Annotated in this window: 21 protein-coding genes; 9 read left to right on the forward strand and 12 right to left on the reverse strand. The window is 60.4% G+C overall.

Features of this window, described 5'->3' with window-relative positions; translation table 11 throughout:
• The first annotated feature begins 32 nt into the window (after window positions 1–32).
• Entirely contained in the window at window positions 33–332 is a 300-nt protein-coding gene (locus ACYQ54_RS15015; RefSeq protein WP_460083616.1) for a hypothetical protein, read from the forward strand.
• A 67-nt stretch (window positions 333–399) separates the two neighbouring features.
• Here the strand turns inward: ACYQ54_RS15015 and ACYQ54_RS15020 are convergent, their stop codons facing one another.
• The 3 genes from ACYQ54_RS15020 to ACYQ54_RS15030 form a co-directional block, all read right to left on the reverse strand.
• The gene (locus ACYQ54_RS15020) at window positions 400–744 is read right to left on the reverse strand and encodes an acyl-CoA thioesterase (RefSeq protein ID WP_051990218.1); all 345 of its coding nucleotides are present in this window, start codon (window positions 742–744) and stop codon (window positions 400–402) included.
• A 266-nt stretch (window positions 745–1,010) separates the two neighbouring features.
• On the reverse strand, window positions 1,011–1,232 hold the full coding sequence (locus tag ACYQ54_RS15025) for a hypothetical protein (RefSeq protein WP_460083618.1): 222 nt from the start codon (window positions 1,230–1,232) through the stop codon (window positions 1,011–1,013).
• 2 nt (window positions 1,233–1,234) lie between these two features.
• A complete protein-coding gene (locus ACYQ54_RS15030; protein WP_460083620.1) occupies window positions 1,235–1,726 on the reverse strand; it encodes a group III truncated hemoglobin in 492 nt (163 codons plus the stop codon).
• 97 nt (window positions 1,727–1,823) lie between these two features.
• Here ACYQ54_RS15030 and ACYQ54_RS15035 point away from each other — a divergent pair, with 97 nt between their 5' ends.
• On the forward strand, window positions 1,824–2,255 hold the full coding sequence (locus ACYQ54_RS15035) for an RrF2 family transcriptional regulator (protein WP_460083622.1): 432 nt from the start codon (window positions 1,824–1,826) through the stop codon (window positions 2,253–2,255).
• A gap of 142 nt (window positions 2,256–2,397) precedes the next feature.
• On the opposite strand, the gene ACYQ54_RS15040 is transcribed toward ACYQ54_RS15035, so the two are convergent.
• From ACYQ54_RS15040 to ACYQ54_RS15055, 4 genes are all read right to left on the reverse strand, one after another.
• Entirely contained in the window at window positions 2,398–2,994 is a 597-nt protein-coding gene (locus ACYQ54_RS15040) for a Crp/Fnr family transcriptional regulator (protein WP_208984547.1), read from the reverse strand.
• A 379-nt stretch (window positions 2,995–3,373) separates the two neighbouring features.
• A complete protein-coding gene (locus ACYQ54_RS15045) occupies window positions 3,374–4,171 on the reverse strand; it encodes a ChbG/HpnK family deacetylase (RefSeq protein ID WP_460083624.1) in 798 nt (265 codons plus the stop codon).
• Window positions 4,172–4,279: 108 nt separating this feature from the next.
• The gene (locus ACYQ54_RS15050; protein ID WP_460083626.1) at window positions 4,280–5,752 is read right to left on the reverse strand and encodes an ArnT family glycosyltransferase; all 1,473 of its coding nucleotides are present in this window, start codon (window positions 5,750–5,752) and stop codon (window positions 4,280–4,282) included.
• A gap of 36 nt (window positions 5,753–5,788) precedes the next feature.
• A complete protein-coding gene (locus tag ACYQ54_RS15055; RefSeq protein WP_460083627.1) occupies window positions 5,789–6,952 on the reverse strand; it encodes a glycosyltransferase family 2 protein in 1,164 nt (387 codons plus the stop codon).
• 476 nt (window positions 6,953–7,428) lie between these two features.
• On the opposite strand from ACYQ54_RS15055, the gene hisS reads away from it, so the two are divergent.
• The 3 genes from hisS to hisG are packed head-to-tail and all read left to right on the forward strand — an operon-like array spanning window position 7,429 to window position 11,017.
• Complete coding sequence (gene hisS, locus ACYQ54_RS15060) at window positions 7,429–8,895, forward strand: histidine--tRNA ligase (protein WP_460083628.1); 1,467 nt, start codon at window positions 7,429–7,431, stop codon at window positions 8,893–8,895.
• A 2-nt stretch (window positions 8,896–8,897) separates the two neighbouring features.
• Window positions 8,898–10,052 carry an ATP phosphoribosyltransferase regulatory subunit gene (locus ACYQ54_RS15065; RefSeq protein ID WP_460083629.1) on the forward strand — a complete coding sequence of 385 codons (1,155 nt, stop codon included), beginning with the start codon at window positions 8,898–8,900 and terminating at the stop codon, window positions 10,050–10,052.
• Window positions 10,049–11,017, forward strand: coding sequence for an ATP phosphoribosyltransferase (gene hisG, locus ACYQ54_RS15070; RefSeq protein WP_460083631.1), 969 nt, complete (start codon window positions 10,049–10,051; stop codon window positions 11,015–11,017). Before ACYQ54_RS15065 ends, hisG begins: the two co-directional genes overlap by 4 nt.
• Window positions 11,018–11,312: 295 nt before the next feature.
• Here hisG and ACYQ54_RS15075 read toward each other — a convergent pair whose 3' ends face one another.
• Complete coding sequence (locus tag ACYQ54_RS15075) at window positions 11,313–11,993, reverse strand: DNA-3-methyladenine glycosylase I (RefSeq protein ID WP_460083632.1); 681 nt, start codon at window positions 11,991–11,993, stop codon at window positions 11,313–11,315.
• A 145-nt stretch (window positions 11,994–12,138) separates the two neighbouring features.
• Complete coding sequence (locus ACYQ54_RS15080; protein WP_460083634.1) at window positions 12,139–12,888, reverse strand: protein phosphatase CheZ; 750 nt, start codon at window positions 12,886–12,888, stop codon at window positions 12,139–12,141.
• Between the two features lie 311 nt (window positions 12,889–13,199).
• On the opposite strand from ACYQ54_RS15080, the gene ACYQ54_RS15085 reads away from it, so the two are divergent.
• The 3 genes from ACYQ54_RS15085 to clcA all read left to right on the forward strand — a co-directional run bounded on the left by ACYQ54_RS15085 (window position 13,200) and on the right by clcA (window position 16,418).
• Window positions 13,200–13,868: a DUF2927 domain-containing protein gene (locus ACYQ54_RS15085; RefSeq protein ID WP_460083636.1), complete on the forward strand. Its 669-nt coding sequence runs from the start codon at window positions 13,200–13,202 to the stop codon at window positions 13,866–13,868.
• A 239-nt stretch (window positions 13,869–14,107) separates the two neighbouring features.
• The gene (locus ACYQ54_RS15090) at window positions 14,108–14,902 is read left to right on the forward strand and encodes a L,D-transpeptidase (RefSeq protein WP_460083638.1); all 795 of its coding nucleotides are present in this window, start codon (window positions 14,108–14,110) and stop codon (window positions 14,900–14,902) included.
• Window positions 14,903–15,056: 154 nt separating this feature from the next.
• The gene (clcA, locus tag ACYQ54_RS15095) at window positions 15,057–16,418 is read left to right on the forward strand and encodes a H(+)/Cl(-) exchange transporter ClcA (protein WP_460083640.1); all 1,362 of its coding nucleotides are present in this window, start codon (window positions 15,057–15,059) and stop codon (window positions 16,416–16,418) included.
• Between the two features lie 44 nt (window positions 16,419–16,462).
• Here the strand turns inward: clcA and glcF are convergent, their stop codons facing one another.
• Window positions 16,463–17,800 (reverse strand): glycolate oxidase subunit GlcF, encoded by a 1,338-nt coding sequence (gene glcF / locus ACYQ54_RS15100; protein WP_460083642.1) that lies wholly within the window; start codon window positions 17,798–17,800, stop codon window positions 16,463–16,465.
• 269 nt (window positions 17,801–18,069) lie between these two features.
• Between glcF and ACYQ54_RS15105 the strand changes: the two genes are divergently transcribed.
• Window positions 18,070–18,699: a hypothetical protein gene (locus ACYQ54_RS15105; RefSeq protein ID WP_460083644.1), complete on the forward strand. Its 630-nt coding sequence runs from the start codon at window positions 18,070–18,072 to the stop codon at window positions 18,697–18,699.
• 75 nt (window positions 18,700–18,774) lie between these two features.
• Here the strand turns inward: ACYQ54_RS15105 and ACYQ54_RS15110 are convergent, their stop codons facing one another.
• Both ACYQ54_RS15110 and glcE read right to left on the reverse strand, forming a co-directional pair.
• Entirely contained in the window at window positions 18,775–19,134 is a 360-nt protein-coding gene (locus ACYQ54_RS15110) for a DUF4870 family protein (RefSeq protein WP_460083646.1), read from the reverse strand.
• 44 nt (window positions 19,135–19,178) lie between these two features.
• Entirely contained in the window at window positions 19,179–20,369 is a 1,191-nt protein-coding gene (gene glcE, locus ACYQ54_RS15115) for a glycolate oxidase subunit GlcE (RefSeq protein WP_460083648.1), read from the reverse strand.
• Between the last annotated feature and the right edge of the window lie 5 nt (window positions 20,370–20,374).

Here is a 20,374-nt window from a genome sequence, read left to right on the forward strand (position 1 = left end):
CAGTCCTCCTCGGGCAACCGATGGAGGATTTTTTGTCTCAGGACCCTTTTGCCGGACGTGCGGCAGATCTGATCGAGAACCATGTGGCGGCGAGCTCCCAGCTTGCCGGAACGGATATCTGGTGCCAGGCAGCTGAAGACTGCGTGCTGGCACGGATCAAATCCCTGCGCATTCTGGGCGGCCTGCCGCGGCACAAGGCGCCGCTCAGCCAGTCGGCCCGCACAGAGCGCCTGAAAACACTGCTTCAACTCTGGGCGAACGGCTGCACCTGCGCTGTCGATGAAGACCTGTTTGCCGATATTCTCAATCGGCATGGACCCCTCAGGCACTAATAAAGAAGGCTGGTTATCCGGGGCTTGTCCGAATGCCAAGCTGTGCGTCGGCGGCGCGTCTGTTCGCTCAATCCCTTTTGGGAACGGGACGCGGCTTGCCGCCGTCATCGACGGCCACCATGGTGAAGACCGCTTCGGTCACCTTTTCGCGGTGGCCGTAGCGATGACGCAGAGCCCAGGATTCAAGCTTGATTTCCATCGACGAATTGCCGACGCGAAGGACTTCGGCATAAACGCACAGCACATCGCCCACATGGACAGGCCGGATGAATTTCATCTTGTCGACCGCGATGGTCACAACACGCCCTTCGGCCCGCTGACCGGCAGCGATACCGCCTGCCAGATCCATCTGCGACAACACCCAGCCCCCGAAAATATCTCCCGAGGCATTGGTGTCGGCCGGCATCGCCATGGTACGCAATGTCAGATCGCCAGTCGGCTTTTCGTCGTACACGCCTGAACCCCTCCGCTGATTCTCGCAAGAAGACTAGGTCATAGCCTGCAAGAATAGAAGTGGCTGAACGACGGCGGGTCCCTACGTTGCTGACCCAAAGCCTGTTATCGCAAGACAAACATCAGGATCGCCATGATCCACAAGGGCATGGGTGCCGCGACCCAGATCAGCAGGATCGGCAGGCCGCGATGCATAAGATTGGACGTGTTCATTTTTGTGACTTTCTAGCTGAAGGCCTGGATCTCGAAGACTGTCATCGCCGAAAGAGCGATAATGCCGGTGATGAAGGCCAGTTTTGCGCTGCCGATCAGCGTCCGCCCGGCAACATCCAGCTTCGGCAGCGGCATGCCGCGCGAGTCCAGATACATGGAAAGAAGCATCAGCGAGAACACCGTGAACCAGACGAACACCAGTGCTTCCGCGATCAGGACGATTGTTACCAGCATGATCAGCTCCATTCAGAAGATTGCGAGGACAGCTCGGCTGGTGGATTGGCTCCGGGTGTTCCGAAGGTGGCCAGCCAGAGGCTCTGGGCAATTCGTTCAGCAACGGAGACAATCTCGTCGGCAAGGTCAGGAACGAACAATTCGCGGATCACGGGGCGGAACACGCCGAGCCATTCACCGTAGTCCGCGCTGACCATCTCCTTCTGCTTCAGGTGGGCCGGCACAGGCTTTCCCTTGTAGGCGCCGTTCTTCATCAGCACGGATTGCCAGAAGGCCTCCATTTTCGGCAGGTGCTCTTCCCACCGGCCAGCCAGGCGGCGCTCGAAGATGCCCCCCAACCGCGGATGCTGGCGAATGCAGCCATAGAAGGTATGGACCATCACATGGATCGCCTGTTCGTCGACCTGCTCATAGCGCTGGAGGCGGTCGCCCTTGTCCGGCGTGTCGCGTCTCTGCAGCTTGTACCTGTTTGAACTGGAGTTAGGGGCTTCCATCGCCGCCTCCATAACATTCATTTAAGATGCATCTTTTAAATGGCACAGCGACGCGCTAAAATCAACATATAAGATGAATGTTTAAAGAGACCCAGCCATGCGCCTTAGTCAGGCCAGCGATTTTGCCTTGAGAATCCTGATGGCCACAGGCCAGTCGAACGATCCGCAGACCGTCGACAAGCTGTCGCGGCAGCTTGGCCTTGCCAAGTCTCATGTGATGAAAATCGTCGCCCATCTCGCCAAGGGTGGCTACCTGGAGACGACCCGCGGACGCGGCGGTGGCATCCGTCTGGCCAGGGCGCCAGACACGATCCGGCTGGGTGACGTCGTACGGCTGATCGAGCCAGACCTTGGCGTGGTGGCCTGTCTCAAGCCCGAACCCACAGTCTGCGCTTTCCTGCCGCGCTGCGCCTTGAAAGGCGCGATGGCACGGGCATCGGAAGCGTTTCTCGACAGTCTCAATGCCGACACTCTGGCGTCAATCCTTGCAGGAACGCAATTGGCCATGCCGGTGGAAACCGACGCTTGAAGCAGAACGGCCGCAAGACGGTATCACGGCAAATTCCGGCAAGGCAGCGTTGGATCAAGCTCGGTGGAAAGCAGCATCAGAGTGCGCAGCCCTCACCCAGTGCATCTGCACTGTTGTTCCGGTGATGGACACCCTTGTTGCCTTATAGCGTCGAGGCCTTTTCCAGGAAGTCCATCTGCTCCAGGCAATAGTAGCCTGAAATCCGGCTGATGGTGCCTGCCCGTTTCCAGTCGTTAAGGACGCGGCTGACGTTTTCACGCGCGGCCCCCGCCATGTTGGCGATGTCCGCCTGGCTGAGCTTGTAGTGGATCAGCAACCGGCCATCGTCCAGCGGCTTGCCGAAAGTTTCCGCCAGCTGCAGAAGGGTCTGCGCGACCCGTCCCGGCAAGGGCAGGAACGAGCGCGCCGCCAGCACATCATTGGCGTGACGCAGCCGCTTGCCGACAATTGACAGCATATGCCGGTAGACGGCCGGGTTCTCGTCGGCGAAGCGCTGGAAGGCGGCCTTGTCGATGAATGCGAGCTGGGCTTCCTTGAGGGAGATGACCGTGGCCGACCGCGGACGACCGTCGAGCAGGGCCAGTTCACCGACAAGATCGCCCGGTCCAAGCACCGCAAGCAGTTGCTCGTCGCCTTCCACGGACAGAAGCGAAACCTTGAGCGAGCCTTCCAGGACGGCGTAACAGCCGTTTCCGGGGTCCCCGTTTTCGAAGAGAATGGTGCCGGCCGATATTTTCATCGGCCTTGCGAGGCGCGACAGGCCAACGGCCAATTCCGGGTCAAGCCCCTCTAGCGAAAAGCTATTTTTTAAAAAATCCTTGATTTCAGCCACACCTTCCCCCTGCCAAAAGCGCTGATACCCGCGAAATTACAAGATCAAACGTCATCTTGTGATGCCCATCACGTGCATTCCAGCAAAATAACCCTATATCAAAGGACATGGAAGCGGGGCCGCCCCTCCCCTCTTCCGGACCTCCACGAAAAACGGCCCTGTACCCCGCAGGGCCGTTTTTTCGTTGTGCCCTGCGGCGCCTTTCAGTCCTGCCGGGCTGTTATCGCAGGCCCTGGTCAACACGCACACTTATCTCTCAGCCCGCACCCTACGCGAAAGTTCGGTGTCAGTTCAGAAAAACGTCTTTTTTCTCCAGCGTATGAAAGAACCGCTGACTGGACAGAACCTCATACTGGCATTCGCGAATCGCAATCTTCCGCCGCGGCTCGTCCCGGCGCAGGCGGTCGTCAGACCGGCCCGGAATAGCGGCAACGAAGCTGAGGTCGCTCATGCCGTCGAAGTGATTGTGCAACAGGGCATGCAGCGCTTCCTGATCCTCGGTCTCCGGCAAGGGCTCAGCCTTGGGCAGCAGCTTCAGCCCATGCACCCTGGCAAGACGCGACAGCCGGGCTGCCTTGAGACCTGGCGGCACTGGCGAAATCACCAGAGGCGGTTCGGGATAGTCGGCATGCTCGATCGCCTTCAGAACGATCCGCGCCAGCGACGTGCGCTCCAGAAGCCCCTCGCGCACTGCCACGAAATCCGGCTGGCGTTTCATCAGCACGCTGTAACGGGCAAGCTGTGCCTGGGCTTCTTCTTGCAGGATTTGGTCGGGCAAAAGCCGGAACAAGGCACGGCGCTGGATCTGTTCACGTGTGAACATGCGGTCGCCATAGATTTCCTGCATGCGGGCGCTGACGGGCGAGACACGATCGCCGCTGAAAGCAAGCGTCACTCCGAACAGAGCGCGTTTGCCGACTTTTTCCGCGGTTTCCTGAAGTGGACGGAATTCCCGTGGCCACAGCTCGGTGGCAACCATGGCCCCGAGAGCGCTGAGGCGCCCCCGTTCCACAAGTTCACGCAAGGCGCGGTCGACCCCGAAGGCAAGGCCGTAGTCCAACGCTCCAAGTGTAATTCGCTTCATGAAATTCCGCAGGCGGACCGGACATTATGAATATTAAGCCACATCCCTGCGGCATTCGGTCAAGCAAATCAAGTCGGATGTTGGGTGGAGCCGACATCTTCTGCCGGTTCAGTTTGCGTCAACCGGCTCCAACACCGGGCCGATACGCCCTTCAACCTTGTAGACTACAAGCTTTTCCAACGGCACATCTTTGACCTTGCGCGTCAGCTCGGCGACTTCCTCCACGGAGGCAAACGACTGCCGCAGGTCGCTTTCCCGGTTCCGGCGTTTTTCGGCAACATAAAGCCCCGGACCATCGAACAGCGACATGTCGGGCACCGGCTGCATGACATAGCGTATCCGCTCGGTCAGCTGGAACACCGGCAGGTCTTCCTTCAGCAGGAAGTCGAGCTGGCCGTTGAGACCGTAGCTGGTCGTTGCCACGAAGCCGGCCCCTTCCCTGTTTGCCAGTTCCCGTACCTCCTGACCGATCTCGGGCCAGCCGCGCAACTGGAAGGTCGGGTCCTTGCGCGCAAATGTGCCCGTCAGCGGCCAGACCGCGTGAAGCTGCACCACCACGGCAACGGCAAGGCCAAGCGCGACACCCGCTTGGGCCAGGCGCTGCCACAAGACGGAACCGGTCGGCAGGTTGGTGACGAACACCGCCGCCATCATGGCGAAGGCGGGGAAAAGCGGCGCTGGCCAGTTGGCCTGTACGCGGGAATGAAACGAGTGGTAGACGAGATACAGCAGGAACGGCAAAACGGTGAGAAGCAGGAGAGACGCCGCGTTTTCCCGCGCCTTCAATCCCTTGAAAAGCCTCAAGGCACCGGCAAATGCCAGCACCGCGATCAACGGGTTCATCAGGCCGATCAGAGCGCCCAGAAACTCGGGAATGTACCTGGCGGTGAAGCCCGCCGTGCCAGCCCTGCCGAACTGTTTGTAGAAGCTGACCCACTCATGGGCGTGGTTCCAGTAAAGCACCGGCGAAAAGCAGAGGAGCGCAAGCAGCCCCCCAGCCCAGAGCTGCCAGCGGCTCCACCAGCGCCGGGCATCCGGCACCCACATCAACCAGAGCACGATGCCCGCCCCCAGGAACAGGACCGAATACTTGGCAAGCAGCCCACAGCCTGCCATCAGCCCAACCACCAGCCACCAGTTGGCGTTTCTGGATGTCGACAGCTCCGTCAGTGCCCACAGGGTTAGCCCCCAGAACAACACAGAAGGTGCGTCAGGCGTCGCGAGAATGCCGCCAATGCCAACCAGCAGGCTGGCGTTGAGAAACAGCACGGACCATGCAGCAGCGGTGCGCCCGAACAGCAGCGAGGCGGTGCGCCACAGTGCCAGGGAACCGATCACGCCGGATGCAATGACAAGCGCACGCACCGCAAAGACCGTGTCACCGAAAAACGTCTGCCCGATGCCGATCCACCAGCCAATCATCGGCGGATGGTCGTAATAACTCAGGGCCGGAGAAAGCCCCCAAAGCCGGTAATAGGCTTCGTCCTCGACAAAATGGGAATTGGCTGCGGCAAAGATTTTCAGCGCCGTCAGCAGGCCGACGATCAGGATCAGTCCTGCCGGCCGCAGGTAAAAAGGCACGGGTCCTGTCTGGGCTTGAGCAGTCACGAAAGGCCTTTACGACTTGCGCCAGGTCAGAGCGGAGCTTGCCGCATAGTTCCAGACAGCCCCCATGATCGCGCCCGCCGTACCGGCGAACCACCAATAGGACGGATCGGCGTAGATCAGGTTGGCGACACCGACGTTGGCAAGGACACCGACCGAACAGACCGCATAGAAGGTCAGGAGACCGATCAGCACCTTAAAGCCGGTCAGGCGCCGGTCGCGGTAGGTCAGCTGATTGTTGAAGAAGAAGTTCGATGTCATGGCGACAAAGGACGCCGCCGTCTGGGCGAGGTTGAATTCCAGATCACTCAAGAGGAACACGCGCAGCGCCGCCAGATGGACGAACAGGCCGCTTGCCCCAACAAGGCCGAACATCAGGAAACGCACCGAAACGATGTCGCCGAAATACTTCGCGAGCAGCAGGCCGAAATAGTCGAGCGTCACCAGCGTATCCAGCTTGCTCTCGCCGTGCTGGCGTTCGCGGAATGTGAACGGCAGTTCCTTGATTTTCAGGGTACCGTCCGCACTGGAAACGAGGTCGAGCAGGATCTTGAAGCCCTGGGGCGAGAGTTTCGGCGCAAGGGCTTCGGCTTTTTCTCGGCGGATCATGAAGAAGCCGCTCATCGGATCCTTCAAGGTGACATTCAGCAGCTTCTGCGCCAGACCATTGGCAAAGTTGGAGCCCCAGGCACGAAACGATGACAGGCCTTCGCCAATGGTGCCGCCATCGACCTTGCGGCTTGCGACCACCAGGTCCGTGTCGTCGGCCTTCAGAGCGGCCAGCATCTTGGGCAGCATGGTCTCGTCATGCTGCAGGTCCGCATCCATGACCGCAACAAAGGGTGCGGAAGACGCCAGAATGCCCTCGATGCAAGCCCCTGAAAGGCCCCGGCGGCCAATCCGGCGGATGACCCTGACGCGGGCATCGGTCCGGGCGATATTGCGGGCGACCTCGGTGGTTCCGTCCGGTGAATTGTCGTCGACGACGATCGCTTCCCAGGCAATGCCGGCAAGTGCCTCGTCCAGGAGGCCGATCAGGATCGGAATGTTGGCGGCTTCGTTGAAACTCGGCAGGATGATACTGAGTTCGGCGGCCGTCTGCTTTGTCGGTCCCGTCAAGGCCTCAGCCCCGCCTTCGCCGACATTTTCGTCCGCCATGCGCACCGCACTGTCCATTCTGAACCCTGTCCGCCGGTCCCGTGCCTTTCACTGGCGACGAAACGGCCCTTTTCACCCGATCCGCGCGGACCATAGCCCGGCAGAGATTAAATACAAGAAAAGACAATAGATGCCTGCATTGTCCGGGAACCGCCTGCACTGTCCGGCCGAATTGCCGAACCGATATGCTTTACCGGTCTTCCGCTGCCACATTTCCACTGTTCCTGAAACGCCCTTTTACCGCGAACTGTGATGCAAACAAGGCACCAGGTGCAGATTCGCCGAAGTGTCCCTGCGCGCTGCACGGCATTCTCCGAACCCGGATCTGAAGCGCACCCTCTCATCCAGTCGGTATCGAACGAACCGCCAGCATGCTGCACCGCCTTGCCCTTGCGCCGTGTTTCGTCTACGACAGCCGCAATATCAGCCAGCTGGATGCGAAGGGTTTCCCTGGGCGCAGTCCGGCCGGGAACTCGCCAGGATTCAAGACCTTTATGGCCAAAAAACCGAACAAGCTGAAAGCCCGCCTGCCGCGTGGCTTCGTTGACCGCTCTGCCGAGGACATTCGCGCCACGGACGAGATGCTTGCGAAAATTCGCGGCGTCTATGAGCGTTACGGTTTCGATCCCGTCGAAACCCCCGCTTTCGAATACACCGATTGCCTCGGCAAGTTCCTGCCCGACACCGACCGGCCCAACGCCGGTGTTTTTTCGGTGCAGGACGAAGACGAGCAATGGATGAGCCTGCGCTACGACCTGACCGCACCACTGGCGCGCCACGTGTCGGAGAACATCAACGAGATCCAGCTGCCCTACCGCACCTACCGGGCCGGCTGGGTGTTCCGCAATGAAAAGCCCGGGCCGGGCCGCTTTCGCCAGTTCATGCAGTTCGACGCGGATACGGTCGGCGCGCCGGGCGTCCAGGCGGATGCCGAAATGTGCATGATGATGTCCGACACGATGGAAGCTCTCGGCATTCCGCGCGGGCAATATGTCATCCGGGTCAACAACCGCAAGGTTCTGGACGGTGTGCTGGAAAGCATTGGCCTTGGTGGTGAAGATCATGAAGAACGCCGGCTGACGGTTCTCAGAGCCATCGACAAGCTCGACAAGTTCGGAATTGAAGGCGTTCGCCTGCTGCTGGGCGACGGCCGCAAGGACGAGAGCGGCGACTTTACCAAGGGTGCGGAGCTGGACCCGAACGCCATCGACAGCATTATTGCCTTTGTCTCAGGCACGGGCACGTTGGACAACGAGGGCATCACCGAGCTTAACACCATGGCGGAGATCTTCTCGGCCTGCGGTTATGGCGAGGACCGGATCAAGATCGACCCCTCGGTCGTGCGCGGCCTGGAGTATTACACCGGCACAGTGTTCGAAGCCGAACTCCTTTTCGACGTGACCAACGAGAAGGGCGACGTCGTCCAGTTCGGATCTGTCGGCGGCGGCGGTCGCTATGATGGGCTGGTCAAGCGCTTCACCGGACGTGACGTACCCGCGACAGGCTTTTCAATCGGCGTTTCCCGCCTGATGACCGCGCTGAAGAACCTCGGCAAGCTCGGCACGTCCGACGTTGTCGCGCCGGTGCTGGTCACCGTGATGGACGGCGATGTCGCCGCGCTTGGACGCTACCAGAAAATGGTGCAGGACCTGCGCGAAGCCGGTATTCGCGCAGAAATGTACCAGGGCAACTGGAAGAAGTTCGGCAACCAGCTGAAATATGCCGACCGGCGCAACTGCCCGATTGCCATCATCCAGGGCTCTGACGAGCGGGAAGCCGGCGAGATCCAGGTCAAGGACCTGATCGAGGGCAAGCGGCTTTCCGAAGAGATCACCGACAACATTACCTGGCGTGAAAGCCGTCCGGCGCAGGTGACCGTCAAGGAGACGGACCTCATCGCAACCGTGCGCAGCATCCTGGACGGGCAGGCGGAAGACCGCCAGCGACAGAACGAGGGATGAACATGAGCGGGGCGGCACAGGTAACCGGACTGGATCCGGAAAAGATCGAAACGGTGCTCGGCCTGTTCAGGGCCGCGGGCCATGACGAGGTCAGCCCGCCGATCCTGCAACCGGCGGACGTCTTTCTGGACCTGACCGGCGAGGATATCCGCCGCCGGCTGTATCTGACCAGCGGCACCGACGGGCTCGACCTGTGCCTGCGCCCCGACTTCACCATTCCGGTTTGCCGTCATCATCTGGCGCAGGACGCCGTCAAGCTTCCCGCCGCCTATTGCTACAACGGCCCGGTGTTCCGGCAGCGGCCGGACGGTCTGGGGGAAATCCCGCAACTTGGTGCCGAAAGTCTCGGCCGTACGGACACCGCCGAAGCCGATGCCGATCTGCTTGCGCTGTCCGTCAAGGCACTGGAAGAATTCGGCCTGTCGGACATCGTCATCCGCATCGGCGACGAGACGCTTTTTGCTGCCGTGCTGGAAGGTCTCGATCTGCCGACCGTGTGGCGCCGCCGCCTGCGTGATCTCTTTGGCGAGACAGACCGTCTGACCGCCGCGATCACCCGCATGGCCGGTGCTTCGGCGTCCGATGATGACAGCCGTGACGTCCGCCTCGGCTTCCTGTCGGCCCTGGAAGGAGCTGATCCTGAGGCTGCCCACGCGGTCGTCGAGGATCTTTTGTCGATTGCCGGAATTTCAGCCGTCGGCGGACGTACTCCCAGCGAAATCGCCGACCGTTTCCTGGAACAGGCTGCCCTTGCCAGTGGCGCCCGTGGCCACGACAAGGCGGCGGAAACACTTTCAGCCTATCTGGCCCTGAAGGCGGACGGTGCCAGCGCCGCCAGCGTACTGCGCGATTTTGCACGCGATTTCGGCCTTGGGCTGGACACGCCCATTGCCGCATTCGAACAACGTCTTGCGGCCCTGAACACCAAAGGCATCGACCCTTCCCGGCTGACATTCGCAGCCGAGTTCGGCCGCCGCCTCGATTATTATTCCGGCTTTGTCTTCGAGATTCACGCCATCAATCCGCCGGTGGAAGGTCCGCTGGTCGGCGGCGGCCGCTACGACAAGCTGGTGACGCTTCTGGGGGCTGAAGACGACGTACCGGCCATCGGCTTTTCAATGTGGCTCGACCGGATTGCAGCGAGTGTTAGGTCATGAGCAAACTGATTATCGCCATCCCCTCCAAGGGTCGCCTGCAGGAAAACACGCACGAGTTCTTCGGCCGTGCGGGCCTGAAGGTGGTGCAGCCCGGCGGCGCACGAAATTATCGCGGTGCCATCAAGGGTCTGCCGAATGTGGAAATCGCCTTCCTGTCGGCTTCAGAAATTGCACGGGAACTTTCCGACGGCACGGTCCATTTCGGCATCACCGGCCTGGATCTCGTGCATGAGAACATCGCCAATCCGGAAAGCACGGTCCACATCGTCACTCCGCTCGGCTTCGGCCCGGCAGATGTGGTGGTTGCCGTGCCCAAGGCGTGGATCGACGTTGAAACCATGGCGGATCTGTCAGATGTCGCTTCCGATTTCCGCAATCGACATGGCCGCCGTCTGCGTGTTGCGACCAAATACGTCAATCTCACCCGTTCGTTCTTTGCCGGTCACGGCATAGCCGACTATCGCATCGTGGAAAGTGCAGGCGCGACTGAAGGCGCACCGGCAGCCGGGTCCGCGGAACTCATCGTCGACATCACCACCACCGGCTCGACGCTGCAGGCCAACAACCTGAAAATCCTGACTGACGGCGTGATGCTGAAGAGCCAGGCCAATCTCGTGGCTTCGCTCAACGCCGACTGGTCAGCCACCGCCCTTGGTGCAGCCCGGGCAATTCTCGACCGGGTGGCCGCGGAAGACGCCGCGCGCAACGTCAAACTGGTGAAAGCCGTGGTCGCCGACCGCACGCAGGCCCTTCGGTCCGTCAGCAATGTCGGCGCCCAGCAACGCTTTTCAGAGGTCGACGACCTGCATCATGTCAGCGTTCTGTGCCCCAAGGACGCCGTTGCCGACTGCGCTCAGCTCTTGATCGAAGAAGGTGCGGAAACCGTAACCGTCGAAACGTTGGACTATGTGTTCTCCAAGGAAAACCGGCTGTTTTCTCCGCTGAAGGCAAAGGTGGTCGGGTAGGCGCTCCGCAGCGTTTCCGAGCCGCGTCACATCATTGCGGGCGTTGCTTGTTTCCGGTGCTTTTTCGACTTCGCCGAATACCCCCATCCCTAACCCTTCCCCACAAGGGGGAAGGGAATCCATCTGTGCCAGTTCTCAGCCCTGCGTTTTCTGCCGAGGTTGGCTAGCCATGGAAATGGCAAAGCACGGGTGGCCGACCGGCCCGGCCCCCACCTTCTTACGGGTGAACGAACCGGCGAGTTCGTGGACAATGGTTGGAAATGATGCCTTGCAACTCTTAAAGACCTGAACGCCTTCAGCGCCGCACCGGACGTTTGAACGCCGTGCGGACCGCCTCGACGCTTTCGCGGCAACAGCAACCTTCCAGGTGGTCGTTGACCATGCCCATCGATTGCATGAAGGCATAGACTGTGGTCGGGCCGACAAAACTCCAGCCGCGTTTTTTCAAATCCTTCGACAACGCCGTGCTTTCCGCCGTCTTGCCCAGGGTTTTCGCCGTCGCGAAATCCAGTTTTTCCGGACGGTTTTCCGGTTTCGGCTCGAACGACCAGAAGTAGGCGGCGAGCGTGCCGAACTCCTGCCTCAGCTCCAGTGCCCGCCGGGCGTTGTTGATGGTGGATTCGATCTTGCGGCGATGGCGGACAATACCGCTGTCCTGAAGACAGCGTTCAACATCCGCTTCCGTAAACTTTGCCACCTGCTCGAATTCGAAATTGGCAAAGGCGGCCCGGAAGGCGTCGCGCTTGCGCAGGATGGTCAGCCAGGACAGGCCAGACTGAAACCCTTCCAGACAGATTTTCTCAAAAAGACGCCTGTCCTCGTCAACCGGCCAGCCCCACTCGGTGTCGTGATAGCGCTGGTAGTCCTCCAGCCCGCCATGCCACCAGCAGCGGTTCCTGTCATCGTCACCCAACAGAAGGCCTGTCACCGGGTCGCGTTCCCTATGTGACGTTTCCGCCGGTTTCTGCTGCGCCATGCGATGCCTCGATATTCACCATTTGTTCACGCCTTGGTAGCCTCGACGAAACCGCAAGGCAACCCGAAATGCGAGCTGCCGGACCCAAAAAAACAAAACCCGGCCAATCCGGCCGGGTTTTGCAATGTCTGATTTGAGAGGCGTCTCAGGCGAACAGGGCGTCAATATCGTCCTGGGTTGCCACATCGATGTCGCTTTCCAGCGCCGGACCGTTGAGCAGGGCAGCGTCGCCTTCCTTGTGGTCACGCTGTTCGACTTCGATGTCCTTGAAGGTTTCGATGCCGCCCCAGATGTCCATCATCTGCATGATGCGATCTTCGACGAACCGTAGTGTCGATACCACCTTGGTGATGCGCTGGCCGGTCAGATCCTGGAAGTTGCAGGCCTCGAAGATCTGGATGACCTTGTCCTGAATATCGTTTGCCAGTTCGGCGTCTTCCTTGCCAAGACGCGCGGACAGCGTGTTGGCGGTCTCGTCGATGAACTCGGCAGACGCCAGGATCGTTTCGGTCGCCCCTTCCGTTCCGATCACCACGGCGTCAAGCTCGTTGGTGACCCGGGTCATCTCCTCGCCCTTGGAACCAGTCGTGTGATGCAGCGTCGCGATCTCGCGCTTCGTCTGGGCGATTGCCTCGTAGATGGCGTCCAGTTCGACCTTGAGCTTGGCTGCCTCGGACAGTTCCTTGCGGAACTCGGCCATGAACTTTGCGCTCATGGCTTCCGGATCAAGCGGTGCCTGTTGGTCCGGCCCGTTCTTCAGCATGGATTTGAGGCTGGCGATCTCTGCCAAAACTTCCTGGTGACGACGTTCTTCAGCATAGGCGGGGGTCTCGTTCGCCCCGGAATTCATGCGTATCAAGCTTTCCGCTCGAAAGGATCTTTTCACCGCGGCCATGCCTACTCCCGTTCCCCGCCCCTGCAGGCTTTCTTAAATCGCAATAGGAACCCTTATAGCGCGCGAAGTTTAAAGAATTGTTTTTTCAATGCTTGGCGCACCCAACGGCGTAATTTGGTGTTTGGTAACGGTTTCTTGGCTTTCCACCCGGCGACGCTTTGGTTATCCTCGACAGGCTTTAACAACGAACTGCTGCGCGCATGATCAGGCATGACCCTCAGGCCAATGTGGCTGCAAACGGTGCTTTGACCTAAATGAATTTCATGCGCTTCCTATTGACCTGTCTGCTCCTTCTTACAGGCCCTGTCAGCTTGAGCTCCCCGGCGGCAGCAGCCGATTCCTTTTCGACGGAAGAGTTGCTGGCTGGATTCGAGAAGACCGTGTTCGGTCTCGAATACCGTAGCTGGAGCTGGCGCCCATATCTGGTCAAGAAGTTCACAACCCCGGTCCTGTTTTATGTCCATAATCTGTCTGCACGCGACAGGACGCAGACTGTTCACCGGTTCGTCCGGGAAATCGGCAACCGCGTCGGCGGGCTGACAACCGATATCACCAACGATCCTGCCGCTGCGAATTTCGAAGTCTATGTGGTGGACCGGGCTCAGTATGAACCGGTCGTGAAGAAGGACATCTACAAGAACGATCATGCCCGGGTCCCGGGTCGATGCCTTGTTCGTGTCGTTTCAGGACGCAAGGGCATCAAGCGTTCGGCGGCGGTCATCGTTTCCGACGAAGGCGAGTTCCTGTTCAAACGTTGCCTTGTCGAGGAACTTCTGCAGGGCCTCGGCCCGATGAATGATGACGAGCAGCTCACCCATTCTGTCTTTAACGATTCCTCGCGCCACAGCCGCTTCACGGTGTTCGACCAGATCATTTTGAACATGCTTTATGATCCGCGCATCAAGCCGGGGATGTCGATGCAGCAGACGCGGCCGATCCTGCCGCTTGTGGCGCGCGACGCCCGGCATCGCGTGCGTTAACCAAGGATTCCTGGAAAGCACAGTCTTTTCAAACGGACTCAAAAGGTCACTCAGGTCACATCCGCGTCGCCTAGGATTTCATTAAGCCTGTTCCTCAACCAACGACTAACCATAAGAAAAGATTACCTGATTTCCCTGCGCCGGATTCATCTTTGCAACAGCCTGAGCTGCTTATCATCCTTGCCAATCCGTTAACCGGCGGCTGTAAAAGGCCGCTGAACGTGGTCGATGACAAGTTGATGAGTACTGCCATGTTCCTGCTGCGTAATATGCTTCCCAAGGCACTCGGGTTCGCCGGTGTCCTGGTTCTTTCCTCCGGCCTTGCCGGTGTTCCGGCAACCGCGGGCCAGGTCTCGCCGCCACCGCTCGTGCTCAGCCCGAACCTGACCGAGCCCTGGATGCTGCAGTTGCAGCCACAGGTGCAGCGACGCTCGACAAAGCAGCGGTATCAGTTCAAACAGCAGCGTGTTCAGCAGCCGCGTGTCCAGCAGCAGCCGCAAGTGCGCCGCGCCAACTGGTGGTCGCCACGCCAGCAACCGGTGCGCCAACAGCCGCAACGCCAGGCAAGAGCGCCGCAATCCCGGCAGATCGCGCCGCAGTTCCTGCCGACCATCGTGAACTATGATGGCCCGCACAAGGCCGGCACGATCGTGATCGATACCAACGAACGTTACCTGTATCTGGTTCAGAACGACGGTACGGCACGGCGCTATGGTGTTGGCGTCGGCAAGCCCGGTTTCGAATGGGCGGGCACGCACAAGGTCACCCGCAAGGCGGAATGGCCGGACTGGCGTCCGCCGGCGGAAATGCGCAAGCGCCGCCCTGACCTGCCGACGTTCATGGCTGGCGGCCCGGAAAACCCGCTTGGTGCGCGCGCCATGTATCTCGGCTCGACGCTCTACCGCATCCACGGCTCCAATCAGCCCTGGACCATCGGTCACGCGGTTTCCTCCGGCTGCATCCGCATGCGCAACGAGGACGTCATGGACCTATACGAGCGGGTCAAGGTCGGCACCACGGTGCATGTAATCTGACCAGGCTTCCCGCATTCCGGCGAACGGAATTCAGACGCGCGGCCGTGCCGCGCGTTTTTGTTGCGGGGTCCGGCTTTTCTTTGCAGTCTGATGGCAACAAGGGTCGAATCGCCGGCCTGCAGCTGTTTTCCCAAAGCTCTTTCAGGACCGCGGCATGAAAGACCCACTCTCCTCCTTTTCGGTCCGTTCGGATGCCGCCTATTTTTTCAAGGCCACGCTGGTCGGCATTATGGTCGGCGGTTTGGCGACCGGCTTCCACACCGGGCTGGATTTCCTGTTTGCCCATTATGCCGCGCTTCGGGGGGCACTCGGAACGGGGTACATGCCTTACGCGGTATCCATGGCGATATCGGCCGCCTGTGTCACGGGTGCCTATCTTCTGGTGAGGCGGATCGCCCCTGAAGCAGCCGGCAGCGGGATCCAGGAAATCGAAGGGGCAATGGAAGACAAGCGGCCGCTGCATTGGCCGCGTGTTCTCATCGCCAAGTTTTTCGGTGGTCTGCTGGCGCTCGGATCAGGGCTTGTGCTCGGGCGGGAAGGTCCCACGATCCATATGGGCGCGATGACCGCGGAGGCCTTGTCGCGTTCGCAGGATCTGTCGCCCGATGACCACAAGGGCCTTCTGGCTGCCGGGGCCGCCGCAGGGCTGGCGGCCGCGTTCAACGCCCCGCTTGCCGCCATCCTGTTCATCGTTGAGGAAACCCGCCGGCAATTCCCCTTCGGCTATCGCACCTATATGGCTGTCATCATCGCCTCGATCCTGAGCGCGGCCATTACAGAACAGCTGACCCATATCGGCCCGCCACTGCAGGTTGATGTCGGCTATGTGCCGGTCTGGAGCTTCGCGCTGCTGGCGGTTCTCGGAATTTTCCTTGGCGCGCTCGGTGTGTTTTTCAATCGGGCGCTGATCACTGTCATGGATCTCTTTCTGAAAATTCCTTCCGGGCTTCGCTGGGTGCCGGCGCTGGTCATCGGTGCGGCAACAGGCCTGCTGCTGAACGCCCTTCCGGCGGCCACCAGCGGCGGAGAAGAACTGGTCCACGACCTCATCCTGTCGAATTACGGAGTGATCACGCTGTTGGTGCTGACGCTGTTTCGTTTCGGCGGGGTTCTGTTTTCCTATGCATCCGGTGTGCCGGGCGGCATCTTCGCGCCTATGCTGTCGATCGCAACCTGCGCCGGTCTCGCGTTCGGTGTCGCATCCGCGGAGCTGCTGCCGGTGGAAGACGATTTCCGGAGCGCATGTGCGGTTGCCGCCATGGGCGGGTTCTTCGCCGCATCCGTGCGCGCGCCGCTCGTCGGTGTGGTTCTGGTGATGGAACTGACCGGCGCCTATTCACTCATCATGCCCGTGCTGATCACCTGCACGACGGCCTCGCTGACGGCGCACCACATGGGCGGGCGTCCGATCTACGAGGAACTGCTGGAACGTACGCTGCGGCTGGCCGGACAACCTGTCGACGGTTCCCCGGACGGAGACAAGACGCCGGTACAACTGGGCACGCGGGAGAGCTGACGGGCTGCGAGCCCGCAAGGAGCTCTCCCCGCCGTTCCCTCTGCCTATTCCGCCGCGTCGCGCTGCTGGAGGACCGGTGTCAGACTTTCCGGTTGAGGACCACCATAGACCCAGTCGAGCAGTTCCGCCGTGTGCAGGATCGGTATTTCGGTGCCAAGACCGATCTGCGTCATGCAGCCGATATTGCCGGTGGCGATCACGTCCGGCCGGGTCTTTTCGATATTGGCGACCTTGCGGTCACGAAGGCGGCGGGCAATCTCCGGCTGGAGAATGTTGTAAGTTCCGGCCGAACCGCAGCACAGGTGGCCTTCGGGAACATTCTTCACGGCAAAGCCCGCGGCCGTCAGCAGATCTTTCGGCTGGCGGGTGATCTTCTGGCCGTGCTGCATGGAACAGGCCGAGTGGTAGGCAACCGTCAGGCCGGGCTTCATTGGCGGCTCGCCAAGGTCGACACCGGTCAGAAACTCGGTCACGTCCTTTGCAAGGTCTGACACCCGGGCCGCCTTTTCGGCATAGGCTGGATCGTCCTTCAGCATGAAGCCGTAGTCCTTGATGGTGGTGCCGCAACCGGATGCGGTGATGAGAATCGCATCCAGTCCCTCGCCCTCGGCTTCCTTCATCCAGACGTCGACATTGCGACGGGCGTTTTCCAGGGACGCTTCTTCCTTGCCCATGTGATGAACAAGCGCCCCACAACAGACCTCGCCCTCAGGCAGCACGATCTCGTACCCGGCCCTGCGCAAGAGCCGGATGGTCGCATCGTTGATGCCGGGATTGAGGACAGGCTGGGCGCAGCCGCTGAGAAGCGCAATACGCCCCTTGCGTTTGGGGATGTCAGGCGTGAAGACCCCGGGTCCTTCCAGCTGTCCGCGGCCCGGCGCCTTGGCCGGTGCCAGTTCCAGCATGGCACCCATGCGGGCAAGCGGCCCCCCCATCATCTTCAGAAGACCCGCAAAAGGCCGGCCGAAATATGCACCAATCAGGGCAAGCCGGAACCGTTTCGGATGAGGCAGCACGAATGCAAGGATCGAGCGCATCACGCGGTCCGGGAGCGGACGCTTGTAGGTCTTTTCGATATGAATGCGGGCGTGATCGACCAGATGCATGTAATGCACGCCGGACGGACAGGTGGTCATGCAGGCAAGGCAGGACAGGCACCGGTCGATATGCTTGACGATGGTCGCGTCCGCCGGGCGGTCGTTCTCCAGCATATCCTTGATCAGGTAGATCCGGCCCCGGGGGCTGTCGAGTTCGTCTCCCAGCAGCGTGAAGGTCGGGCACGTGGCTGTACAGAAACCGCAGTGCACACATTTGCGCAGGATCTTTTCCGACGCTGCGACGTGACTGTCCTTCAGCTGCTCTGCGGTGAAATTTGTCTGCATTGCTCCCCGTATCCCTCAATGACCCGTCGTTTCGGGTTTCTCCTTCCGAGCGAGGCGGATCGTACGGTCTGAAGAAGGGCGGCACAAGGCACCTTTGCGGCACAACGGTTTTGCCGGCACGAACTTTTTGTCCCACCGCTTCCCGGACCCGTGAGCCGAAAGGCGGGAACATGAACCCCGGATAAATGGCGCACTCAGAACCGGTTCAACCTCGGGTGCCTAGGTTGCGAAGCGTGGACAACAGTAATGCCAAACAAGGAATTTATTTGATGATTGAGACCATTTCAAAAACAGCCGTTCTGACCGCCGTTCTGGCCAGCGTTGCAACCGGCGCCATGGCCAAGGACTGGATCGAAAACGTGGACGTCAAACGCGACGGTATCGACGTCAATCCTGTCGAAGTGAAAGCCAATTCCTACAACTACACCAAGATCAAATCCGGCAATCACCGGTTCCTGCTGCGCCTGTCGGCCAAGGCAACCAGCGGCGAGCGCATTGTTGCCATGAAGGTCGGTTCCTTCAAGAACGTGCAGTATTTCGAAGCGGACGGTGCGTTGTGGAGCAAGAGCTTCCAGAACCGCGATGTCGGTGCGGGCACCAAGCGCACGGTTTCCATTTCCTACAAGCCGGTGATCCCGATGGCCAAGGTGAAGTGGCAGGGCTGGGATCCGGTGCAGGCGTGCTCGCTCAATCTGGACAAAGTGTTGAAGGGTGGCATGAAGAAGTCCGCCGCGCTCAGCAAGACCTGGACCGTGTCCGCCAAGGCCTATTTCGAACTGGACGCCGTGGCGGCGAAGAAGAACAAGGCTGAAAAGAACAAGTGGTCGCTGAAAAACACCACGCACCAGCGCGATGGTTACGGCTATGACGTGACAGTGAAGTGCCTGCCGGCGCAGTAATTCCTGCCGCTCCGGCAATCTTTCTTGAACGTTCGAGGCCCGTACCGCACACAGCGGGCGGGCATTGCCCGTTGGTCAGAACATCCAGGTTTCCGGATTGGGCACAGGCTCGTTGCGGCCTGCAAGCTGAAGCCCCTTGATGCAACGGACGATCATCCAGATCAGCACGGCGATCAGCATCAGGAACCCGATCAGAACCAGGGTCAGAAGACCGCTGACAATGCCGAGCAGCAGCCCGATCCAGAAGGTGCGGATCTGATAGGTGTAGTGACTGTCGACCCAGGCCGAGCCGTTGCCCCTGTTGAGATAGGCAAAGATGACGCCGACAATGGCGGTGAACGGCACAATGATGTTTGCCAGATAAAGAATATAGATGAGCGTGGCGTTCTTGCCGCCAGGCTCCATGTAACCGGAAACTTCGGACTGTTGATCCATGAAGGCGCTCCGTTTGAAATGCGCGTGATGATTATGCCGTCACACTACACGCCGCTGACCATTTTTCCAGGATTTAGGATGCCTTTCGGGTCAAACTGTTCTTTCAGGCGGCGCGACAGGGCTGCCAGAGGAGCCGGCTGTGGTTGAAACACCGAAGCATTGGATCGCTGGGACGCATCGGCCCGCACAAGCATCGCATGACCACCACCGACCGCAGCCACCGCTGCCCTGATGTCCACCTCGTGAAGGTTGCCGTCCAGACAGGACAGCCAGACAAGACCGCCGCTCCAGTCGTAGTACGCCTGAAGCTCGAACGCTTCTCTCAGGCCCGCAACCAGTTGAGGCCCTGCCGTCGGGGCGACGGAAATCCGCCAGACGGGTGTTTCGCCGCCGGCATAGGGTTTCACATCCCGGATTGTCTGCCAGAGCGCCCCGGTTTCCATCTCCTCCAGCCGCGCGGGGGTGCCGTAGGGACCCAGCAATGCCTGCAGGGTCTTGAAACGGTAGTCCACCGAAGTGGAGAACCCTTCCAGGCGCAATACGGTCGAGCTGCTGCCTCCGTTAACGCCCGCAGGTAGATGGGCGGCACCGGAGACTTCCGCCGACGACCCCATGGCCTGGCACAACGCCTTGATGCCGTCGTCGTCAGTCAGTCCGGACAGCATGAATGTCGCCGAGGTCTCCGGCTTGGGATTGACCTTCAGTGTCACGGTTGTTGCGACGGCAAGCGTGCCATAGGCACCGCACAGAGCCCGCGGCAGGTCGTAACCGGTGACGTTCTTGACCACCTTGCCGCCGGAATTGAAGATTTCGCCGCGTCCGGATACCGCTTCCATGCCAAGCACGTGATCCCGAGCGGCACCAGCCTTGATCCGGCGGGGGCCGGACAGGTTTGCCGCCAGCACGCCGCCAATTGTGCCCTGCGCCGGAGCGCTGCCCAGAAGCGGGCCGAAATCCATCGGTTCGAACGATAGTTCCTGGCCGTTGTCGTCGACCAGCTTCTCGACCTCGGTAATCGGCGTGCCGGCCTTCACGGTCAGCACCAGCTCTGCCGGTTCGTAACTCTCCACGCCCGTCAGTCCCGAAAGATCCAGAACATGGGCGGCCTGCACGGGGCGCCCGAGCGCCCGCTTCGAGCCCTGGCCGATAATTTCCAGAGGCTGGTCTTCGGCGGCGGCCCAGGCCACCACCTTTTCCACGTCTCCGGTGTTTCGCGGTTTCATTATTGCGTCCATGCCTT

It is taken from the genome of Roseibium sp. LAB1 (assembly GCF_054658235.1).